18 protein-coding genes are annotated in these 18,424 nt (G+C 65.2%); 17 read left to right on the top strand and 1 reads right to left on the bottom strand.

Annotated features, from left to right (window positions below):
* Positions 1-410: 410 nt before the first annotated feature.
* From rpsB to lpxB, 14 genes are all read left to right on the top strand, one after another.
* Positions 411-1,139: a 30S ribosomal protein S2 gene (rpsB, locus tag ACLFQI_RS00690; RefSeq protein ID WP_410756887.1), complete on the top strand. Its 729-nt coding sequence runs from the start codon at positions 411-413 to the stop codon at positions 1,137-1,139.
* A 125-nt stretch (positions 1,140-1,264) separates the two neighbouring features.
* Complete coding sequence (tsf, locus tag ACLFQI_RS00685; protein WP_410756869.1) at positions 1,265-2,158, top strand: translation elongation factor Ts; 894 nt, start codon at positions 1,265-1,267, stop codon at positions 2,156-2,158.
* 25 nt (positions 2,159-2,183) lie between these two features.
* Complete coding sequence (gene pyrH / locus ACLFQI_RS00680) at positions 2,184-2,903, top strand: UMP kinase (protein WP_410756868.1); 720 nt, start codon at positions 2,184-2,186, stop codon at positions 2,901-2,903.
* Between the two features lie 6 nt (positions 2,904-2,909).
* Positions 2,910-3,467, top strand: a complete 558-nt coding sequence (gene frr, locus ACLFQI_RS00675) for a ribosome recycling factor (RefSeq protein ID WP_410756867.1) — start codon at positions 2,910-2,912, stop codon at positions 3,465-3,467.
* A gap of 51 nt (positions 3,468-3,518) precedes the next feature.
* Positions 3,519-4,295, top strand: a complete 777-nt coding sequence (gene uppS, locus ACLFQI_RS00670) for a polyprenyl diphosphate synthase (RefSeq protein WP_410756866.1) — start codon at positions 3,519-3,521, stop codon at positions 4,293-4,295.
* A gap of 43 nt (positions 4,296-4,338) precedes the next feature.
* Positions 4,339-5,142 (top strand): phosphatidate cytidylyltransferase, encoded by an 804-nt coding sequence (locus ACLFQI_RS00665; RefSeq protein ID WP_410756865.1) that lies wholly within the window; start codon positions 4,339-4,341, stop codon positions 5,140-5,142.
* A gap of 13 nt (positions 5,143-5,155) precedes the next feature.
* Positions 5,156-6,343, top strand: a complete 1,188-nt coding sequence (gene ispC / locus ACLFQI_RS00660; RefSeq protein WP_410756864.1) for a 1-deoxy-D-xylulose-5-phosphate reductoisomerase — start codon at positions 5,156-5,158, stop codon at positions 6,341-6,343.
* A gap of 6 nt (positions 6,344-6,349) precedes the next feature.
* Positions 6,350-7,714, top strand: a complete 1,365-nt coding sequence (gene rseP / locus ACLFQI_RS00655; protein WP_410756863.1) for an RIP metalloprotease RseP — start codon at positions 6,350-6,352, stop codon at positions 7,712-7,714.
* 223 nt (positions 7,715-7,937) lie between these two features.
* The gene (gene bamA, locus ACLFQI_RS00650) at positions 7,938-10,199 is read left to right on the top strand and encodes an outer membrane protein assembly factor BamA (protein ID WP_410756862.1); all 2,262 of its coding nucleotides are present in this window, start codon (positions 7,938-7,940) and stop codon (positions 10,197-10,199) included.
* Positions 10,200-10,235: 36 nt separating this feature from the next.
* On the top strand, positions 10,236-10,730 hold the full coding sequence (locus ACLFQI_RS00645; RefSeq protein ID WP_410756861.1) for an OmpH family outer membrane protein: 495 nt from the start codon (positions 10,236-10,238) through the stop codon (positions 10,728-10,730).
* Positions 10,731-10,737: 7 nt separating this feature from the next.
* On the top strand, positions 10,738-11,823 hold the full coding sequence (lpxD, locus tag ACLFQI_RS00640; protein ID WP_410756886.1) for a UDP-3-O-(3-hydroxymyristoyl)glucosamine N-acyltransferase: 1,086 nt from the start codon (positions 10,738-10,740) through the stop codon (positions 11,821-11,823).
* Between the two features lie 42 nt (positions 11,824-11,865).
* Positions 11,866-12,300 (top strand): 3-hydroxyacyl-ACP dehydratase FabZ, encoded by a 435-nt coding sequence (fabZ, locus tag ACLFQI_RS00635; RefSeq protein WP_201245691.1) that lies wholly within the window; start codon positions 11,866-11,868, stop codon positions 12,298-12,300.
* Positions 12,301-12,303: 3 nt separating this feature from the next.
* Positions 12,304-13,074 (top strand): acyl-ACP--UDP-N-acetylglucosamine O-acyltransferase, encoded by a 771-nt coding sequence (gene lpxA / locus ACLFQI_RS00630; RefSeq protein ID WP_410756860.1) that lies wholly within the window; start codon positions 12,304-12,306, stop codon positions 13,072-13,074.
* A 16-nt stretch (positions 13,075-13,090) separates the two neighbouring features.
* Positions 13,091-14,389, top strand: coding sequence for a lipid-A-disaccharide synthase (gene lpxB, locus ACLFQI_RS00625; RefSeq protein ID WP_410756859.1), 1,299 nt, complete (start codon positions 13,091-13,093; stop codon positions 14,387-14,389).
* Between the two features lie 393 nt (positions 14,390-14,782).
* On the opposite strand, the gene ACLFQI_RS00620 is transcribed toward lpxB, so the two are convergent.
* Positions 14,783-15,151: an STAS/SEC14 domain-containing protein gene (locus ACLFQI_RS00620; protein ID WP_410756858.1), complete on the bottom strand. Its 369-nt coding sequence runs from the start codon at positions 15,149-15,151 to the stop codon at positions 14,783-14,785.
* Between the two features lie 674 nt (positions 15,152-15,825).
* Between ACLFQI_RS00620 and ACLFQI_RS00615 the strand changes: the two genes are divergently transcribed.
* The 3 genes from ACLFQI_RS00615 to ACLFQI_RS00605 form a co-directional block, all read left to right on the top strand.
* The gene (locus ACLFQI_RS00615) at positions 15,826-16,404 is read left to right on the top strand and encodes a superoxide dismutase family protein (RefSeq protein WP_410756857.1); all 579 of its coding nucleotides are present in this window, start codon (positions 15,826-15,828) and stop codon (positions 16,402-16,404) included.
* 73 nt (positions 16,405-16,477) lie between these two features.
* The gene (locus ACLFQI_RS00610; protein ID WP_410756856.1) at positions 16,478-16,762 is read left to right on the top strand and encodes a PAS domain-containing protein; all 285 of its coding nucleotides are present in this window, start codon (positions 16,478-16,480) and stop codon (positions 16,760-16,762) included.
* Positions 16,648-18,424 (top strand): ATP-binding protein (locus ACLFQI_RS00605; protein WP_410756855.1); only part of this gene is annotated, 1,777 nt, incomplete at its 3' end. The genes ACLFQI_RS00610 and ACLFQI_RS00605, both read left to right, overlap by 115 nt.

Here is an 18,424-nt window from a genome sequence, read left to right as displayed (position 1 = left end):
ATGCCTGGCGACAATGCGGTTTGCGGCGATCAAACCGGGCATGGTATAAGACGCGGCGGAGTCGAGCAATTTAAGCTCGTGCTCGCCAAGAGGTCCCGCCTGCGTGCCTGGGCCTGCTCAGGCTGGTACAGGTCGGAGATGCCGGTTGCTGCGCTGAAGGTCAAGGTCACAAGCTCGGCCAACGATCGGGCCGGGCGTGATCGGGACGCGATCGGACCAGCGATCGGCTCCGGCGCCGCCGAGGGGGCGCGATTCGAACGCAACGAGGCCGCGAGGGGCGCCGAGCGCCCGCGCGCGATCCATGCCACACACGCGCCGACACATGATGCCGGGTGCCTCGCAAGAGGTTGCATCATGGAGTGCGTGGAGGCCCAACCCGATATTGAGAGAACATCATGAATGACGTTTCGATGCGGCAGATGCTGCAGGCTGGTGTGCATTTCGGCCATCAGACACGCTACTGGAACCCGAAGATGGCGGCGTACATCTTTGGTCAGCGCAACAAGATCCATATCGTCAACCTCGAGCGCACCCTGCCGCTCTATCAGGAGGCGATGAGCTACTTGGGGAAGCTCGCCGCGAATGGCGGTAAGATCCTCTTCGTCGGCACCAAGCGAGCCGCGCAGGAGGCGATTCGCGAGGAGGCGAACCGTTGCAACATGCCCTTCGTCAACCATCGTTGGCTGGGTGGCATGCTGACCAACTTCAAGACCGTCAAGCAGTCCATCGCCCGGCTCAAGGAACTCGAGTCGATGTTCGCGGACGGGACGATCGAACGCTTCGGCAAGAAGGAGCAGCTCACGCTACGCCGCGAACTCGACAAGCTCGAACTCAGCCTCGGCGGGATCAAGCACATGGGCGGGCTGCCCGACGCGCTGTTCGTGGTCGACGTGGGCCATGAAAAGATCGCGGTCAACGAGGCCAACAAGCTGGGCATCCCCGTGGTTGGCGTGGTCGATACCAATAACGATCCGAGCCGGGTCGATTACGTGATCCCCGGCAACGACGACGCGATTCGCGCGGTGCGGCTCTACATCGAGGGCGCCGCCTCCGCCATCCTGGATGGCCGCCAGACCGCTGCGGCGATGGCCGGCGGCCGCGATCCGGAAGAGGAGCCAGAGGCGGCGGTCGCGGAGTGACGCTCGGTTCGCGCTCGGCTCGCAGGCCGCACCGGGCCCAGGTCGGGCAGGTTCGGCGATTCAATCTTTACCAGGCTCGAGGCGCTGTTGTCTCCAGCCAACCCACGATTTTTTTGGAGTGACTCATGGCGATTTCAGCCGCACTGGTCAAGGAACTGCGCGAACGCACCGGCGCCGGCATGATGGAATGCAAGAAGGCGCTGGTCGAGACGGACGGCAATCTCGACGCAGCCATCGAGGCGATGCGGAAGTCGGGCCAGGCCAAGGCCGCGAAAAAGGCCGGCCGGATCGCCGCCGAGGGCGTCGTCGAACTCAGGATTGCCGACGATCGCAAGGTCGCCGTCATCGTCGAGGTCAACAGCGAGACCGATTTCGTCGCCAAGGACGCGCATTTCGCCAGCTTTGCCGCTGCGGTGGCCGAGACCGCGCTGGCGAGCGCGGTCGGCGACGAGGCCGCGCTGGCCGCGCAGCCGCTCGCCGGCGGCGACGGCGAGAGCGTCGAGGAGGCGCGCCAAGCGCTGATCGCGAAGATCGGCGAGAACGTCGCCGTGCGCCGCATGCACCGTCTCGATGCCCCGACAGGAACCTTCCACAGTTACCGGCATGGCGTGCGCATCGCGGTGGTGGTCGAATTGGTCGGCGGCGACGAAGACCTAGGACGCGATATCGCAATGCACATCGCCGCCTCGAACCCGCTCTGCGTCGCGGCCGAGGAGGTGCCGGCCGAGACGCTGGAAAAGGAGCGCGAGATCTTCAAGGCGCAGGCGCTCGAGAGTGGCAAGCCAGCCAATATCATCGATAAGATCACCGAGGGGCGGATGCGCAAATACCTCGAGGAGGTGACCCTGCTCGGACAGGCCTTCGTCAAGGACCCCGATACGCAGGTCGGCGAGCTACTCAAGGCGCGTGGGGCCGAGGTCAAACGCTTCGTGCGCATGGAGGTGGGCGAGGGCATCGAGAAGAAGGTCGAGAACTTCGCCGAGGAGGTCAGGGCCCAGGCCGGTCAGGCCGAGGTCTAGCGCTTCCTGACGCCAGGAGCGAATCGTGTCGCAGCCCCCTTATCGGCGCATCCTGTTGAAGCTGAGCGGTGAAGCGCTCATCGGCGACGCCGCGTGCGGGATCGATCCCGTGCTCTTGGGACGGCTCGCCGATGATGTGGCGGAATCCGCGACCCAAGGCCTGCAGATCGCATTGGTCATCGGCGGCGGCAATCTCTTTCGCGGCGCCGCGCTCGCGGTCGAGGGCGTCGACCGCGTGACCGGCGATCACATGGGCATGCTGGCCACGGTGATGAACGCGCTCGCGATGCAGGACGCGCTCGAGCGCCGGTCGGTGCCGACCCGGGTCATGTCGGCGCTGAAGATCAATCAGGTCTGCGAGGACTACATCCGCCGCCGGGCGCTCAGGCACCTCGACAAGGGGCGGGTGACCATCTTCGCGGCTGGCACCGGCAATCCGTTCTTTACCACCGATTCCGCAGCGAGTCTGCGCGCGGTCGAGATCGGTGCGGATCTCCTGATCAAGGCCACCAAGGTCGATGGGGTCTTCTCGGACGATCCGAAGACCAATCCGGAGGCGATCTTCTACAAGCGCTTGACGTATGATCAGGCGATTGCCGAACGGCTGCAGGTGATGGATACGACCGCCATCGTCCTTTGCCGCGACAATCGGATTCCGCTGCGCATCATGAACATTTACGAGGCCGGCGCGCTTGCCCGAGTGGCGGCGGGCGAAGACATTGGCTCGCTGGTGGTGACTGGATAACGAACAATGATCGATGACATCAAGAAAGACGCCGCTGAGCGGATGTCAAAGAGTGCCGAGGCGCTGCGTCACGAACTGGCGAAGATTCGCACCGGTCGCGCCCATCCGTCGCTGCTCGACCACGTCAAGGTGAGCTACTACGGCTCCGAGGTGCCGATCAATCAGGTCGCGAACGTGGCGGTTGAAGACGCCCGCACCCTCACGGTGACACCCTGGGAGCGCAACATGGTGCAGGTGGTCGAGAAGGCCATCATGCAATCCGATCTTGGCGTCAATCCGAACACTGCCGGCACCGTGATCCGGGTGCCGATGCCAGCGCTGACCGAGGAGCGGCGCCGCGATCTACAGCGCATCGCTCGGCAAGAGGCGGAGCAGACGCGGGTTGCGGTGCGCAATATTCGCCGCGACGCCAATCATGAGCTTAAGGAGCTCGTCAAGGAGAAACTGATTTCGGAGGATGATGAACGCCGCGGCCAGGAAATCGTGCAGAAGCTGACCGATCAGTTCGTCAAGGAGGTCGATCAGATTCTCGACGAAAAAGAGCAGGATCTGATGGCGATTTGAGCGGCGCGTGCTGCTCTCAAGATGCCGACTTGCGACATCCGCTAACGTTTAATGAATTCCGCGATTGTGCCTGATGGCGAAGGGCCGCAACTGAGGGTTCCAACCCATGTCGCCATCATCATGGACGGCAATGGTCGTTGGGCGCGCCAACGTGGTCTGCCGAGAACGCAAGGCCATCGCGCCGGCGCTAAGAGTGTGCGCGCCGTGGTCGAGCAGGGATTGCGCAGCAACGTGCGGATGCTCACGCTGTTCGCGTTCAGCAGCGAGAACTGGCGCCGCCCGCGCGCCGAGGTCAATACCCTGCTCGAACTCTTCATGAGCACCCTGCGCGCCGAGGTCAATCGGCTCGTCGAGCACGATGTGCAGTTGCGTTTCATCGGCGATCTCGCGGCCTTCTCGAACAAGCTCCAAAGCCAGATCGCCAAGGCCGAGGAGGCGACCCGGGATGGCCAGACCCTCTTGCTACAGATCGCCGCCAATTATGGCGGCCGCTGGGACATCACCCAATCGGTGCGCGCCTTGGCGCACGAGGTCTCCGAGGGGCGGTTGCAGCCGGATGCCATCGACGAGGCGGCGATCGCCGCGCGCCTGAGCACCGCCGGTCTCCCGGAGCCCGATCTGTTCATTCGCACCGGCGGCGAGAAACGCATCAGTAACTTTCTGCTGTGGCAGAGCGCCTACACCGAACTCTACTTTTCCGATCTGATGTGGCCGGAATTCGATGCCGATGCCTTTGTCGCCGCGCTGCGGGATTTCGGCCGTCGCCAGCGTCGTTTCGGGCTGACCAGCGAGCAAGTGACCGAACTGGCGGAGGCCTATGGCGGCTGAGACTGCTCGCGGAGGACGCCGGCAGGGATTACGCGCGCGCGTCGTGACCGCGTTGCTACTGGCGCCGCTGGTGATGGGCGCCGTGCTGTTGCTGCCGACCCCCTGGTTTGCGCTGCTGATGGCGCTGTTCGTCGCTATGGGCGCCTGGGAATGGTCGGGGCTCGCCGGCTTCGATGCCGACCTTGCCCGCGCTGGCTACATGTTGCTGATCCTGCTCTGCTTGCCGCTCGTCTGGCTGTTGGCGCCGAGCGATTGGCACGCCTTCGTCCTCGCGCTCGCGGCGCTCTGGTGGCTCGCGCTGGCGCTGCGTCTGCCCCTGATCAGGCACGTCGAGCAGGCGCCGCGCGTCGAGCCGTCCCTGCTTCTGCTTGGCCTGTTGGTGTTGGTGACGCCTTGGCTCGCGTTGGTCTATTTGCACGCCATGCCGACCAATGGTCCGTGGATCGCGCTGAGTCTGCTGATGCTGATCTGGATCGCCGACACCGCGGCCTATTTCAGCGGGCGGCGCTTCGGGCGCGCGAAGTTGTCGACGTTGCTGAGTCCGGGTAAAACGCGGGTCGGCGTCTACGCTGGCGTGGCGGCGGCGAGCGCCTGGGGGCTCCTGGTCGCCTTGGCGCTCGGTTTGGCAGCGACGAAGGCACTGTTTTTATTGGCGATCTGTGTGCTGGCGGCGGTGATGTCAGTGGTCGGCGACCTCTTCGAGAGCTTGCTGAAGCGCCGTCGCGGGATCAAGGATGCCGGTTCCCTGCTGCCAGGTCACGGCGGCATGCTGGATCGCATCGACAGCCTGACGGCGGCAGCGCCGATCTTCGCGCTCGGCTTCATCTGGCTCATCGGCGGGCAATAACAGAGGAAAGGCTATGATCGGTATCTCAGTGCTCGGGTCGACCGGCTCGATCGGGGTCAGCACGCTCGATGTGGTGCTGCGGCATCCGGACCGCTTTCGGGTCGTGGCGCTCAGCGCACATCGCAATGTCGAGCGCATGGCCGAGCAGTGTCGGCGCGTGCAGCCCGCCTATGCGGTGATGGTCGACGCGGCGGCCGCCGCGTCCTTGCGCGAACGGCTCGCGGAGATGCCGAGGCCGCCGGAGGTGATCGCCGGTGCCGAGGCGCTCGAGACCATCGCCGCGCTGCCCGAGGTCGATTACGTGATGGCCGCGATCGTCGGTGCCGCTGGCCTGCCCTCGACCCTGGCCGCGACCCAGGCCGGCAAGCGGGTGTTGCTGGCGAACAAGGAGGCGCTGGTGGTGGCCGGGGATATCGTGATGCGCGCCGCGGTCGCCAGCGGCGCTCTGCTGCTGCCGATCGATAGCGAGCACAACGCCATCTTCCAGTGCATGCCGCCGAGTTTCGCCGACGGCCTCGGCCAGTGCGGCGTCGAGCGCATCCTGCTAACCGCCTCCGGCGGCCCGTTCCGGAACGCCTCGCCCGCGTCGCTGGCGGCAGTGACACCGGAGCAGGCCTGCGCCCATCCCAACTGGCAGATGGGGCGCAAGATCTCGGTCGACTCGGCGACCATGATGAACAAAGGGCTCGAGATCATCGAGGCCTGCTGGCTGTTCAATACCTCGCCGGCCAAGATCCAGGTCGTGGTGCATCCGCAGAGCGTGATCCATTCGATGGTCCAGTACACCGATGGCTCGGTGCTGGCGCAACTCGGCAACCCGGATATGCGCACGCCGATCGCGCATGCGCTGGCCTGGCCGGAACGCATGGTCTCCGGGGTCGAGCCGCTGGATCTGTTCGTCACCGCGCAGCTCGATTTCGAACCGCCGGCACCGGAGCGCTTCCCCTGCCTGGAACTCGCCTATCGCGCCGCCGCCGAGGGCGGCACCGCCCCGGTGGTGCTGAATGCCGCGAACGAGATCGCGGTCGCCGCCTTCCTCGCCGAGCGGATCGGCTTTACGCAAATCGCCAGCCTGGTTGAGCGCACCATGGATCGACTCCCGGCGGAACCGGTCGGGGCCGCCGGGCTCGAGCATGTGCTGGCTGTCGATGCGCGCGCGCGCGAAGTGGCCGGACAAGGCCTGCGCGCCTTGGCCGCTTGACGCCCCATGCTTGATCTCCTCCTGAAACTCGGCGCCTTTCTCGTCGCCATCCTCGTGCTGGTGACGGTGCACGAGTTTGGTCATTTCTGGGTCGCGCGTCGTCTCGGCGTCAAGGTCTTGCGCTTCTCGATCGGGTTCGGCCGTCCGCTGCTGAGCTGGCGCCGGCGTCATGATCCGACCGAGTATGTGCTCGCCGCGATTCCGCTCGGTGGCTACGTCAAGATGCTCGATGAGCGCGAGGAGCCGGTGCCCGAGGCGGAATTGCCGCTGGCCTTCAATCGGCAAAGGCTGTGGGTGCGCTCGGCGATCGTGATGGCCGGGCCGGTGTTCAACTTCCTGCTCGCCTTCGTGCTCTACTGGTTGCTGTTCATGGCCGGTCAATCAGGCCTGAAGCCCGAGATCGGCGAAGTTCCAGCCCAGAGCATTGCCGCCAAGGCTGGCTTTGCCGCCGGCGATCGGGTGCTCCAAGTCGGCGATCGGCCGACCCCGACCTGGAGCGCGGTTTGGTTCGCGACCCTCTCCGAAGGCATCGGCGGCGAGGATCTCGGCATCCGCGTGCGGCGTCCCGATGGCAGTGAGCAGGAGCTGGTGCTTGCTGGCGATCTGCTCGCCAAGCTCGAGCCAGGGCAGGGGTTCCTGGAAGCGATCGGGCTGCAGCGCGTCGCCCCGGCGATCCCGCCGGTAATCGGCGAGGTGGTGCCCGGGCAGCCAGCCGCCGAGGCCGGAATCGAGAGCGGCGATCGCATCCTCTCCATCGATGGGGTCGAGATCGACGACTGGCAGCAACTGGTATCGCTCGTCCAGGCACATCCGGACCAGCGTCTTGGGGTGGAGCTGGAACGGGATGGCGAGCGCGTGTCGCTCGACCTCCAACCCCAAGCCGTCGAGGTGGATGGCGAAACCAGCGGACGCATCGGCGCCGGGGTCCAGTACCCGGACGCGATCTGGGCCGAGCAGGAGGTCTGGGTCCGCTACGGGCCGCTCGCCGCCGCCTTCGAGGCGGGGCGGCGCGTGGTCGATGTGTCGATGCTGACCTTGCAGATCGTCGGCAAGATGCTGGTGGGCACGGCCTCGGTCGAGAACATCAGCAGCCCGATCGGGATCGCCGACGCGGCGGGCGAGACCGCCAGCTATGGGCTGGCCGCGTTCGTTCAGTTCCTCGCCTTGCTCAGCGTGAGCCTGGGGCTGATCAACCTGTTTCCGATCCCGGTGCTCGACGGCGGGCATCTGCTGTACTTCGCCATCGAGGGCGTGATCGGTCGGCCGTTGTCGGCGGCAGTGCAGGAAAAAGGTCAGCGCATCGGCATCGTCTTGCTGATCTCGTTGATGACCTTCGCCTTCTATGTTGACATCGCGAAACTGCTGGGCTGATCCCCCCTCAAACCGATCCTGCTGGGCTGATCCGTGCGAATCCCTTATACTTGGACGCTTTGCTGGCGCGCGGCGCTCAGGCCCGTCATCAGCGTGCATGGTGGCGTCTCGCGGGTTCCCGGATGCCGCACATCCTTAGCCTGAACAGGGGGTCAATGTGACGTCGTCCCGCGCACAGCGCGCAACAGCTCGCATCAGGGCAACGTTGTGGGCGTTGTTTCTCATGGCCGCTGGCGTCCAGGCCGCCGATTTCGAGATCGCGGACATCCGTGTCGAGGGGCTCCAGCGAATCGCCGCCGGAACCATCTTCAATTATCTCCCGGTCCAGGTCGGCGATACGGTGAGTGACGGCATTACCGGCAACATCATCCGCGCGTTGTTCTCGACCGAATTCTTCACCGATGTCAAGGTCGAGCGCGAAGGCGATGTGCTGATCGTGGTGGTGCGCGAGCGCCCGGCGATTGCCCGGATCGATCTCACCGGCAACAAATCCCTGAAGACCGATCAGCTCATGCAAGGGCTGGAAGAGATCGGCATGGCCGAGGGCCGGGTCTTCAACCCGGCCATGCTCGATCGCATCGAGCAGGAATTGCGCCGGCAGTACTTCGGCGCTGGCAAATACGGGGTCGATATCGAATCGACGGTCTCGCCGCTCGAGCGCAATCGGGTGGCGGTGCGCATCGCGATCGCCGAGGGACAGACCGCGCGCATCAAGCAGATCAACATCATCGGCAACGAGGCCTTTAGCGACAAGGAACTGCTCAAGCAATTCGATCTCGGGACCACCAAGTGGTACTCGTTCTACACCAAGAACGATCAATACTCGAAACAGAAGCTCGGTGGCGACCTCGAGGATCTGCGCTCCTTCTATCTCGACCGGGGCTACGTCAACTTCGAGATCACCTCGACACAGGTCTCCATCAGCCCCGACAAGGATGGCATGTACGTCACCATCGGTATCGAGGAAGGCGACGTCTATCGGGTCAAGGATATCAAGCTGGCCGGCGAGTCGAGGGTGCCGACCGAGCAGCTCTTCCCGTTGATCCATCTGCGGCGTGGCGAGCCCTTCTCGCGCATCAAGGCGACCGAAAGCGCCGAGCGCATCTCGGAGTTGCTCGGCAGCGAGGGCTACGCCTTCGCCAACGTCAACGCGGTGCCGGAGATCGATGAAGCCAACCAGGAGGTGACCATCACCTTCTTCGTCGATCCGGGCAAGCGGGTCTATGTCCGCCGCATCAATATGGAGGGCAACACCCGCACCCGCGACGTGGTGTTGCGCCGCGAGATGCGCCAGCTCGAGCGCGCCTGGTTCTCGACCGATCTGGTCAAGCGCTCGCGCGAGCGTCTGCAGCGGCTCGGCTATTTCGAGGATGTGACGATCGAAACGCCAGCGGTGCCTGGGCTTGCCGATCAGGTCGATGTCAATGTCAACGTCAAGGAGCAGCCGTCCGGAAACCTGCTCGCCGGGGTTGGCTTCTCGCAGTCCCAGGGCATCCTCCTGAATGCGAGCGTGAGCCAGAATAACTTCCTCGGCACCGGCAAACGCGTCTCGATGGCGGTGAACACGAGCCGCAGCTCGCAGCTCTATCGCCTCGCCTACACCAATCCTTATTACACGATCGATGGCATCAGTCGCGGATTCGATCTCAGTTATCGGGCGACCAACTTCGACGATCTCATCGGTGCCGATTTCACCACCGATGTCGGCCTGGCCGAGGTCAATTTCGGCTTGCCGATCTCGGATGTCAGCCGGGCCGGACTCGGCTTCCGCTATCAATACACGCATTTCTTCCCCGGCACCTCTAAGCTGGCCGATGATTTCGTCGCCGACAATGGCGACCAATTCAACGACTTCTTTATCACCGCCAATTACACGCGCGATAGCCGGGATTCGGCCATCTTTCCGACCAGGGGCACCTTGCAGCGGGCGTCTGGAGAACTCGCCGTGCCGGGCAGCGAACTCCAGTACTACCGCTTGAACCTCCAGGGCCGGCAGTACATTCCGCTCACGCGCCGGTTCATCTTCGCAATGCGGGGAGATCTGGGCTACGGGGCTGGCTATGGGGACACCGAGCAACTGCCGTTCTTCGAGAACTTCTATGCCGGAGGACCACGCTCGGTGCGCGGTTACGAGGCCTATTCGCTCGGACCGCGCGAGGTTGCCGGGGACGATGATCCGGTCGGCGGCAATCTCAAGCTCACCGGCTCGCTGGAGGTTTTCGCGCCGCCGCCGCTCGGTAGTCAATTCGAGAACACGGTGCGGCTTGGCGCCTTCTTCGACTTCGGCAATGTCTGGTGGACGGAAGCCGATTCGTCGGTGTCAAACACGGGTTTCGAGTTGGGCGAACTGCGTTATTCGACGGGACTGTCCTTCGCCTGGCTGTCGCCGGTCGGTGCCTTGTCCTTGAGTCTCGGGTTTCCGATCAATGCCGAGGATGAAGACGACACCCAGATCTTTCAATTCTCATTCGGTCAGACATTCTGAGTGCCAGACACTATGTTGAAGCGATGCTGGACCGCCGTGTCTTTGTTTGCCCTGCTGTTCGCCGGTGCCGTCATGGCCGAGGAGCCTTTTCGGATTGCCGTCATCGATCCGAATCGCATCGTCGAGGAGTCGCCTCAATATGAGGCCGCGCGGCAACTTTTGAGCAGCGAGGCGCAGGAGCGGGAGGCCGAACTGACCTCGCAACAAGAGGACATCGTGCGCTTGGAGACCCGTCTTGAGCGCGATGGCGCCCTGATGCGCTCTGACGAGGTGAAGCGACTGCGCAACGACATTCGCGCGCGCGAGCGGCGGTTGCGCTATGCCCAGGAAGAGCTGCAGGCCGATTTTGCGCTGCGCCAGAGCGATTTGCGGACCAAGCTGGTGCAACAGGTCGAGGAGGTCGTCGAGCAGGTGGCCAAGGATAACGACTTCGACCTGATCTTGAGCGAAGGCGTGGTCTACGCGAGTTCGCGTGCCGACATCTCGGACGAGGTGATCGACCGTCTCAAAGAGGTTTTCGAGAAGCGCTGAGACCGTCATTCCCATGCTGGTCAGTGAACTTGCACCCCGGATCGGCGCCGAGCTGCTCGGTCACGGCGCCGACATCGAGGTCACCGAGGTCTGCGCCCTCAGCGAGGCGGACGCGGCCGGTCTCAGTTTCGTCAGCTCCAAAAAGCATCTGTCGGCATTGCGCGCGACCCGCGCCGGCGCGGTGATCCTGACCCCCGACTTGGCGGCTGAAGCACCCTGCGTCTGTTTGCTCGCGGTGAATCCGACGCTGGCCTTCGCGCGCGCGGTCGAACTGCTGCATCCCCGCCGGCGGGCCCCGGCGGGTTGCCACCAGAGCGCGGTGGTCGCGGCAAGCGCCGCGATCCATCCCTCGGCCTCGATCGGCGCGCTCTGCGTGATCGAAGAGGGCGTGGTGATCGAGGCCGGCGCCGAGATCGGGCCGGGCTGCGTGATCCAACGCGATAGCCAGATCGGCGCGGATGCCCGCCTCGTCGCCGCCGTGACCATATGCGCGCGGAGCATCATCGGCAAACGTGTACTATTGCACCCGGGCGCGGTGATTGGTCGCGAAGGCTTTGGCTTCGCCCGCGATGGCGAGCGCTGGGTGCGCATTCCGCAGATCGGACGCGTGCGGCTCGGCGATGATGTCGAGGTCGGCAGCAACAGCGCCGTCGATCGCGGGGCGATCGGCGAGACGGTCATCGGCAATGGCGTCAAGATCGACAACCTGATTCAGATCGGCCATAACGTCGAGGTCGGCGAGAACACCGCCATGGCGGCCTGCTCCGGCATCTCCGGTTCGACGCGAATCGGCAAGAATTGCACCATCGCCGGTGCCGTGGGCATGGCCGGGCACTTGCAGATCGGCGACGATGTGCATTTCACGGGGATGGCGATGGTCACCCGATCGTTTGAGCGCTCCGGTACTTATAGCAGCGGTATTCCGGCGATGCCGAGTGCCGATTGGCGTCGGAATGTCGCTCGCTTTCGGCATCTCGACGAGATGGCTAGGCGCTTGCTTCGGCTCGAGCAGCAGGTGGCCGAGCTGCAAGACGCCCGCCGCCCGGTTCCCGACCTGAGCGATGGCGAGAAAAAAAGTGATAAGACAGCCTGATGTTGGCGTGCAGCCGGCTCTCTGGAGGTGGATTTGATTAAGATGGATATCCATAAGGTGCTGAGCCTGCTGCCGCACCGTTATCCGTTCCTGCTGGTCGATCGAGTGGTGTTGTTCGAGCCGAACGAACAGCTGATCGGCCTGAAGAACGTGACCTATAACGAGCCTTACTTCAATGGGCATTTTCCGATCCGACCGGTGATGCCGGGGGTGTTGATCATCGAGGCGCTGGCCCAGGCCACCGGCTTGCTGGCGATGGAATCGCGGCCGGAAGAGGTGAACGAGAAGTCGCTCTATTATTTTGTCGGCATCGATAATGCCCGCTTCAAGCGTCCGGTGGAACCTGGAGATCAGCTCTTCCTCGATGTCCGGGTGCACAACGTCAAGCGTGGTATCTGGAAGTTCTCGGGCGAGGCGCGCGTCGACGAGCGCATGGTCGCCAGTGCCGAGATCATGTGTACCGCCCGGGACTTTTGAGCCTTGATCCATCCAACCGCCGTCGTCGATCCCTCGGCACAGCTCGACGACGGCGTCGAGGTTGGGCCCTATGCGATCATCGGCGCCGATGTCCGCATCGGCCAGGGCACCTGGATCGGGCCCCACGCGCTCGTCAACGGGCCAAGCGTGATCGGTCGCGATAACCGCATCTTCCAGTTCGCCTCGGTGGGCGAAATCCCGCAAGATAAGAAATACAACGGGGAACTCACCAAACTGACGCTTGGCGATCGCAACGTGGTGCGCGAATCGGCCACCCTCCACCGCGGCACGGCGCAGGGCGGCGGCGAGACCCGCATCGGCAACGACAACCTGTTCATGGCCTATACCCACGTCGCCCATGACTGCATCATCGGCGATCAGGTGATCATGGCCAACGCCGCCTCACTCGGCGGCCATGTGGTGATCGAGGATTGGGCGATCCTCGGCGGTTTCACCGTCGTGCATCAGTTCTGCCGGATTGGCGCCCACAGCTTCAGCGCCATGGGCTCGGTGATCGGCAAGGACGTGCCGCCCTATATCACCATCGACGGCCATCCGGCGGTGCCGCGCGGGATCAACAGCGAGGGGCTCAAGCGCCGGCACTTCAGCAGCACCCAGATCAATGCCATCCGCCGCGCTTATCGATTGCTTTATCTGTCCAATCTCAAGCTCGACGAGGCCAACCGGGCATTGGCTGAGTTGGCCGAGACCGAACCGGTGGTGGGCATCATGACCGCCTTCCTGAACGCGAGCGCCCGCAGTATCGTGCGCTGAGCGAACCGCTGTGCCAGTGTCCGCTGCAACCGCGCGCCCGGCGCTGATCGGCATCGTCGCCAACGAGCCCTCCGGCGATCAGCTCGGCGCCTTGCTGATCCAGGCACTGCGCGCGCGGCGCCCGGAGCTCCGCTTCGTCGGTGTCGCCGGCCCCAAGATGCTCGCGCAGGGCTGCGAGACGCTGTTGCCGATGGAACGCCTGTCGGTGATGGGGCTGGTCGAGGTGGTCAAGGTGCTGCCGGACCTGCTCCGGGCGCGCCGCGAGCTGGTCGCGCGGCTGCGGCAACGGCGGCCGCTGGTGGTGATCGGCGTCGATGCACCGGACTTCAACCTCGGCCTGGAACGGCGCCTGCGCGCGCCTGGTCTGCCGACCGTGCATCTGGTGAGCCCGACGGTCTGGGCCTGGCGCGCGGGCCGTATCAAGCAGATTCGGCGTTCGGTCGATCTGATGCTCAGCATCTTCCCCTTCGAGGCCGAGTTCCTGCGCGCGCAGCGGGTTCCGGTCGAGTACATCGGGCACCCGCTGGCCGACGAGATCCCGCTCGCTCCAGACCGCGAAGCGGCGCGCCGGGCGCTGGGGCTGAATCCGCGGACGCTGGTGACGGAGGTGGCCACAGAGCGGGCGCTGGAGGCCAGGCGAACGGCGACGTCCGAGACCGCGCCGATGGCTGGACCTGGAACAGCGCTGATCGCGATCCTGCCCGGCAGTCGCCGCAGCGAGATCGACCTGCTCGGGCCACCGATGTTGGAGACGGCGGCCTGGTGCCACGCCCGCCGTCCAGGACTGCATTTCATCGCGCCGATGGTCTCAGAGACGTTACACGAGCGCTTTGACGCGATGCGGCGGGCATGCGCGCCCGAGGTGCCGCTGCGCCTGCTCAACGGGCACAGCCGCGAGGCGATGGCCGCCGCCGATCTGGTGCTCACCGCCTCGGGTACCGCGACCCTGGAAACCCTGCTCGCGAAGCGGCCTATGGTGGTCGCCTATCGGCTGCACCCATTGACCTATTGGCTGGTGACCAGACTCCGGCTGATCAAGGTCCGCCATGCGGCCATGGCGAACCTTTTAGTCGGTCGCGAACTGGCGCCGGAGTTCCTGCAGGAACGCTGCCGTGCCGAACTCATGGGGCCGGCTCTGCTGGCGCTGCTGGATGATGCCGACCGCCGCGCCGAGATCGAGCAGGTCTATCGACGAGTTCATCTTCAACTCAAACGCAATGCCGCCCGGCGTGCGGCCGAGGCGATCTTGGCGCTGATCGAACCCCGCGAATCCAGAAGTATTTCCAAAAGCCCTTATACTTCGACCCTCGCCTGAGCAAAAGCCCAATGCACAGCGAGCACCTTGCAGGGCTGCGGGGACTCAGGGCAGGGGACTTGGAGAGCGGAGCGGGACGGCGACGGAAACGCAGTCCACGGCGAAGCCCGAGTCGGGGGCGTCAGCGGTCTGGCTCCACCGCGTGACAGCCGAGCACCAGCTTGATTCGCCGGAAACAGTAGCAATGGCCGGAGCCGGGCTCGTCGTGCAGGTTTCCGATGTTGACGCTCACTTCGCTGCCATGCGCTTGCTACTCTGTGTTTGCTCGCCGCGCTAAACGCCTTCAACTCATGCCCAGCGCCCAGCGCGCGGCGACGGCCAAGCCTTCGTGCTGGATGACGAGGCCGCGCTGCGCTTCTTCCGCCTGCAGCAGATGACCGCAGCAGTGTTGCACTAGGTCGCCTGGGCCAGCCAGATCCGCGCGACCTCCAGCTCCGGGCGTTTGAAGTGCTTGAGTTCGGCCTTCATCAGCGGGTTGAGCATGTTGACATAGGCGCCAATCCAGCCCTGATCGGCGACCACGGCGACATGGGTGATATCGCTGAGGTGCTCGAAGCTGAATTTGACGTCGTCCCACAGCTTGTTCCAGGGGATCGGTGGCGTGTCTAGCTCGCCGATGTTCTCGAGGAGGCGGATGCGGCCATGGCGCTCGATGGCGCTCGTGAGGGTGACGAGCGTGTTGTCGAACTCCTGTGCCGTGATGGAGCCGGAGACCGTCATCTCGACGATGTTGCTGTTCGGCTGTTCTTGGACCTCGATCATGGGTGCTACCTCTCATTCAGGTGGATGGTCGTTGGGTCGGTCCGATGATATTACCAGGCGCTCCAGCCGCGCGGCACCGGCCGGTAGGGCGGATGTCGGTGGTGGTTGTGCTCGGCGCGGAAGGCGCAGAAGGCCTCGGCATCGTCGAAGTGCAGGAACGGGTTGGCCCGCGAGCTTCAGGTCGGTCGCCTTCAGCGCTCAGGACCAACCCCACAAGGCCAGCACATGCTGAGGCCTGGCGGTTCTGGTCATCATCGCCAGTCGTTCAGTCCTTGTGCCCCCTTGGTCGCTAATGGTTTGGTCGCTAAGGGCTGGCTGCTCGGTGACTGATCAGGGGCTGATCAAGGGCGGGTCAATTTACCCAACGGTGGTGGATATGGGCAATCAGGGTAGATCTTGGATTGCGGACAGGGCCGCTGCGCTCCGCCCCGTCAGGAGACCGCGGTTGCGGTGCGGTTGCCGGTTGGGGAGGGATTGCTCGATCGGTCGGGGGCAGCCGCTTGAGCGCCGATGGGCCTCGCGGTTGAGGCTGGTATCGAGCTTGCTAAGGCTTTGCTACCGGTAACGGATTTGCTGCCGGTAACGCCGCTGATCGGCCGCCATGGGCTCGCCTCAAGCGCGAAGTCGATGCGGGCGAGCAGCCATCATCACGCAACGACAGGGAGACCTGACTGATGCCTTACACCGATTCCACAGGGATGCCTCGCACCGATTCCACAGGTCCTCGCATCCGCCGCACGACCTGGCTCGCCATGCCGACGATCTTGCTGGGCACGACGCTGAGCTTGCCCCTTGCCGCCGAACCGACCCTGGGCGAAAGCATCATACAGGATCGTGATGGCAACACCGTCGGCGCCGTGCTGCTCAGCGAGACCCCCAACGGCGTCTTACTGCATGCGCAGCTTGGCGGTCTGCCCTCTGGTGTGCACGCCTTTCACATCCACGAGACCGGCGCTTGCGAGCCGCCGTTCGATTCCGCGGGCGGTCATCTGACCGCCAAGGATGCCAATGCCCACGGCTATCTGCGCAAGGACGGCCCGCATTTGGGGGACATGCCCAACATCCACATCCCCGAAAACGGTGAGCTTGAGCTAGAGGTCATGACCGAGGTGACGGACATCGACGCGCAGCTCTTCGATGACGACGGCGCCGCACTGGTGATCCACGAGGGCGCCGACGATTACCAGTCCCAACCCGCGGGCGCGGCTGGTCAGCGCATCGCTTGCGGCGTGATTGAAAAGCGCGTCGACTAATCCCAAGACGGGAGCAGCGGGCGATATCGCCCGGCGAGATCCGCCAGCTCGGCGCCGACCTGAACACAACCTGATGACCGCCTCCGACATCGCCACGCTGTTCCTGGACCGGGAGCTGCGCATCCTGCGGGTGACCCCGCGCGCCGGCGCGCTGTTCAACATCCTGGCGCGCGACGGCGGGCGGGCGCTGAGCGATCTGCATCGGCTGGTGGCCCATAACAGCTCGAGGAGGATGCGCGCGGGGTGCTGGATCAGCTCACGCCGGTACAGCGCGAGATCCAGGGCCAGGACGGAACCTGGTTCCTGGCCCGCGTGCTCCCGTGCCGCCCGACCAGCGAGCAGATCCAGGGCGTGGTGATCACGCTGGTGGACATCACCGAGCACAAGCGGGCCGAGCTGGCGCTGCGCGAGAGCGAGGCCCGCTTCCGGGCGCTGGTGATGGCTGGGATCTCCTCTTTCTACCAGATGAGTCCCGATTGGCGCGAGATGTGGACCCTCGATAGCCACGGCTTCATCCTGAACAACGTCGTGCCCAATCGAGACTGGCTCGACCAGTATATCCTCCCGGACGACCAGCCGATGGTGCTCGCCGCCATCGACGAGGCGGTCAAGAACAAGCAGATGTTCGAGCTGGAGCATCGGGTGCGCCGGGCCGACGGCAGCGTGGGTTGGGCGCATTCGCGGGCCGTGCCGCTGCTCGACGAGGAGGGCGCGATCACGAGCTGGTTCGGCGCCGCCAGCGACGTCACCGACCGGCGCGAGATGGAAGAGGCACTCAGGGTGGAGCACCAGCACAAGGACGAGTTCCTGGCAACGCTCGGGCATGAGCTGCGCAACCCGCTCGCGCCGCTGCGCACGGTGACCGACCTGTTCAAGCAGCGGCTGCCGCCGGACCCGAAGCTCCAGCAGCTGGTCCAGATCCAGGAGCGCCAGCTCGACTGTCTGACCCGGCTGGTCGACGACCTGCTCGATGTGGCGCGGATCCAATCGGGCCACATCCACTTGCAGCGGGTGCCGCTCGATCTGCGCGAACCGGTGGCCGCTGCGGTCGACACGGCGCGTGCGACGACCGAGCCCGCCGACCAGGTGCTGACGCTCGAGCAGGCCGACGCCGCGCTGCCGGTGCTGGGCGACCCGATCCGCCTGCTCCAGGCCGTGACCAACCTGCTCAACAATGCCGCCAAGTACAGCCCGAAGGGCAGCCCAATCCGGGTGCAAACCCGACTCATCGACGGCCAGGTCGAGGTGCGCGTGCGCGACTCCGGCATCGGGCTGGCGCCCGAGCTGACCGAGCGGATCTTCGACCTCTTCATCCAGGGGCCGCAGTATGGCGGGGACAGCCCCAGCGGACTCGGCCTGGGGCTGACGCTGGTGCGCCGGATCCTGGCGCTGCATGATGGCACGGCCGAGGCCCACAGCGAGGGGCCGGGCCAGGGCAGCGAGTTCATCCTGCGCCTGCCGCGCTCGGTCGAGGCAGCGGCCGCGCTCGCCGAGGCCAGCGCCGCTGGCGGTGACGGTGCCCGTGACGATGCCGGTGCCAAGTCAGCGTCCGCGCCCCAATCCGACGCCGAGTCCCACTCCGATTCCGAGCGCGGCCCAGGGGCGGCGGCCGCTGAGCAGGTTCCGGCGGTCGGCGGGGCTGCGGTGGAGGCGGCCCGGGGCACGGACGCTGGGGCTCCCGCCGCGGACGGCGACGGCTCCAGTGGCACCCGGCGCATCCTGGTCGTCGACGACAACCCGGACATCGCGACCAGCCTGGTGCTGGCCCTGGAGGCCGCTGGCCATGCGGTGCAGGCGGCGTACAGCGGCGCCGAGGCGCTGACGGCGGCCGCGGCCTTCAAGCCGGACGCGGTGGTGCTCGACATCGGCCTGCCGGACATGGACGGTCACGCGCTCGCGCGGGCGCTGCGCCAGCAGCCGGAGACGGCCGAGGCGGTGCTGATCGCGGTCACCGGCTACGGCCAGGCGAGCGACCGCGAGCAAGCCTACGCGGCCGGCATCGATCACCACCTGCCGAAGC

Origin of the sequence: Halochromatium sp. (assembly GCF_046541315.1) — a bacterium.
Classification (GTDB): Bacteria; Pseudomonadota; Gammaproteobacteria; order Chromatiales; family Chromatiaceae; genus Lamprobacter.
The sequence above is the reverse complement of the archived record's forward strand: the minus strand, read 5'-3'. Positions and strand labels throughout refer to the sequence as shown.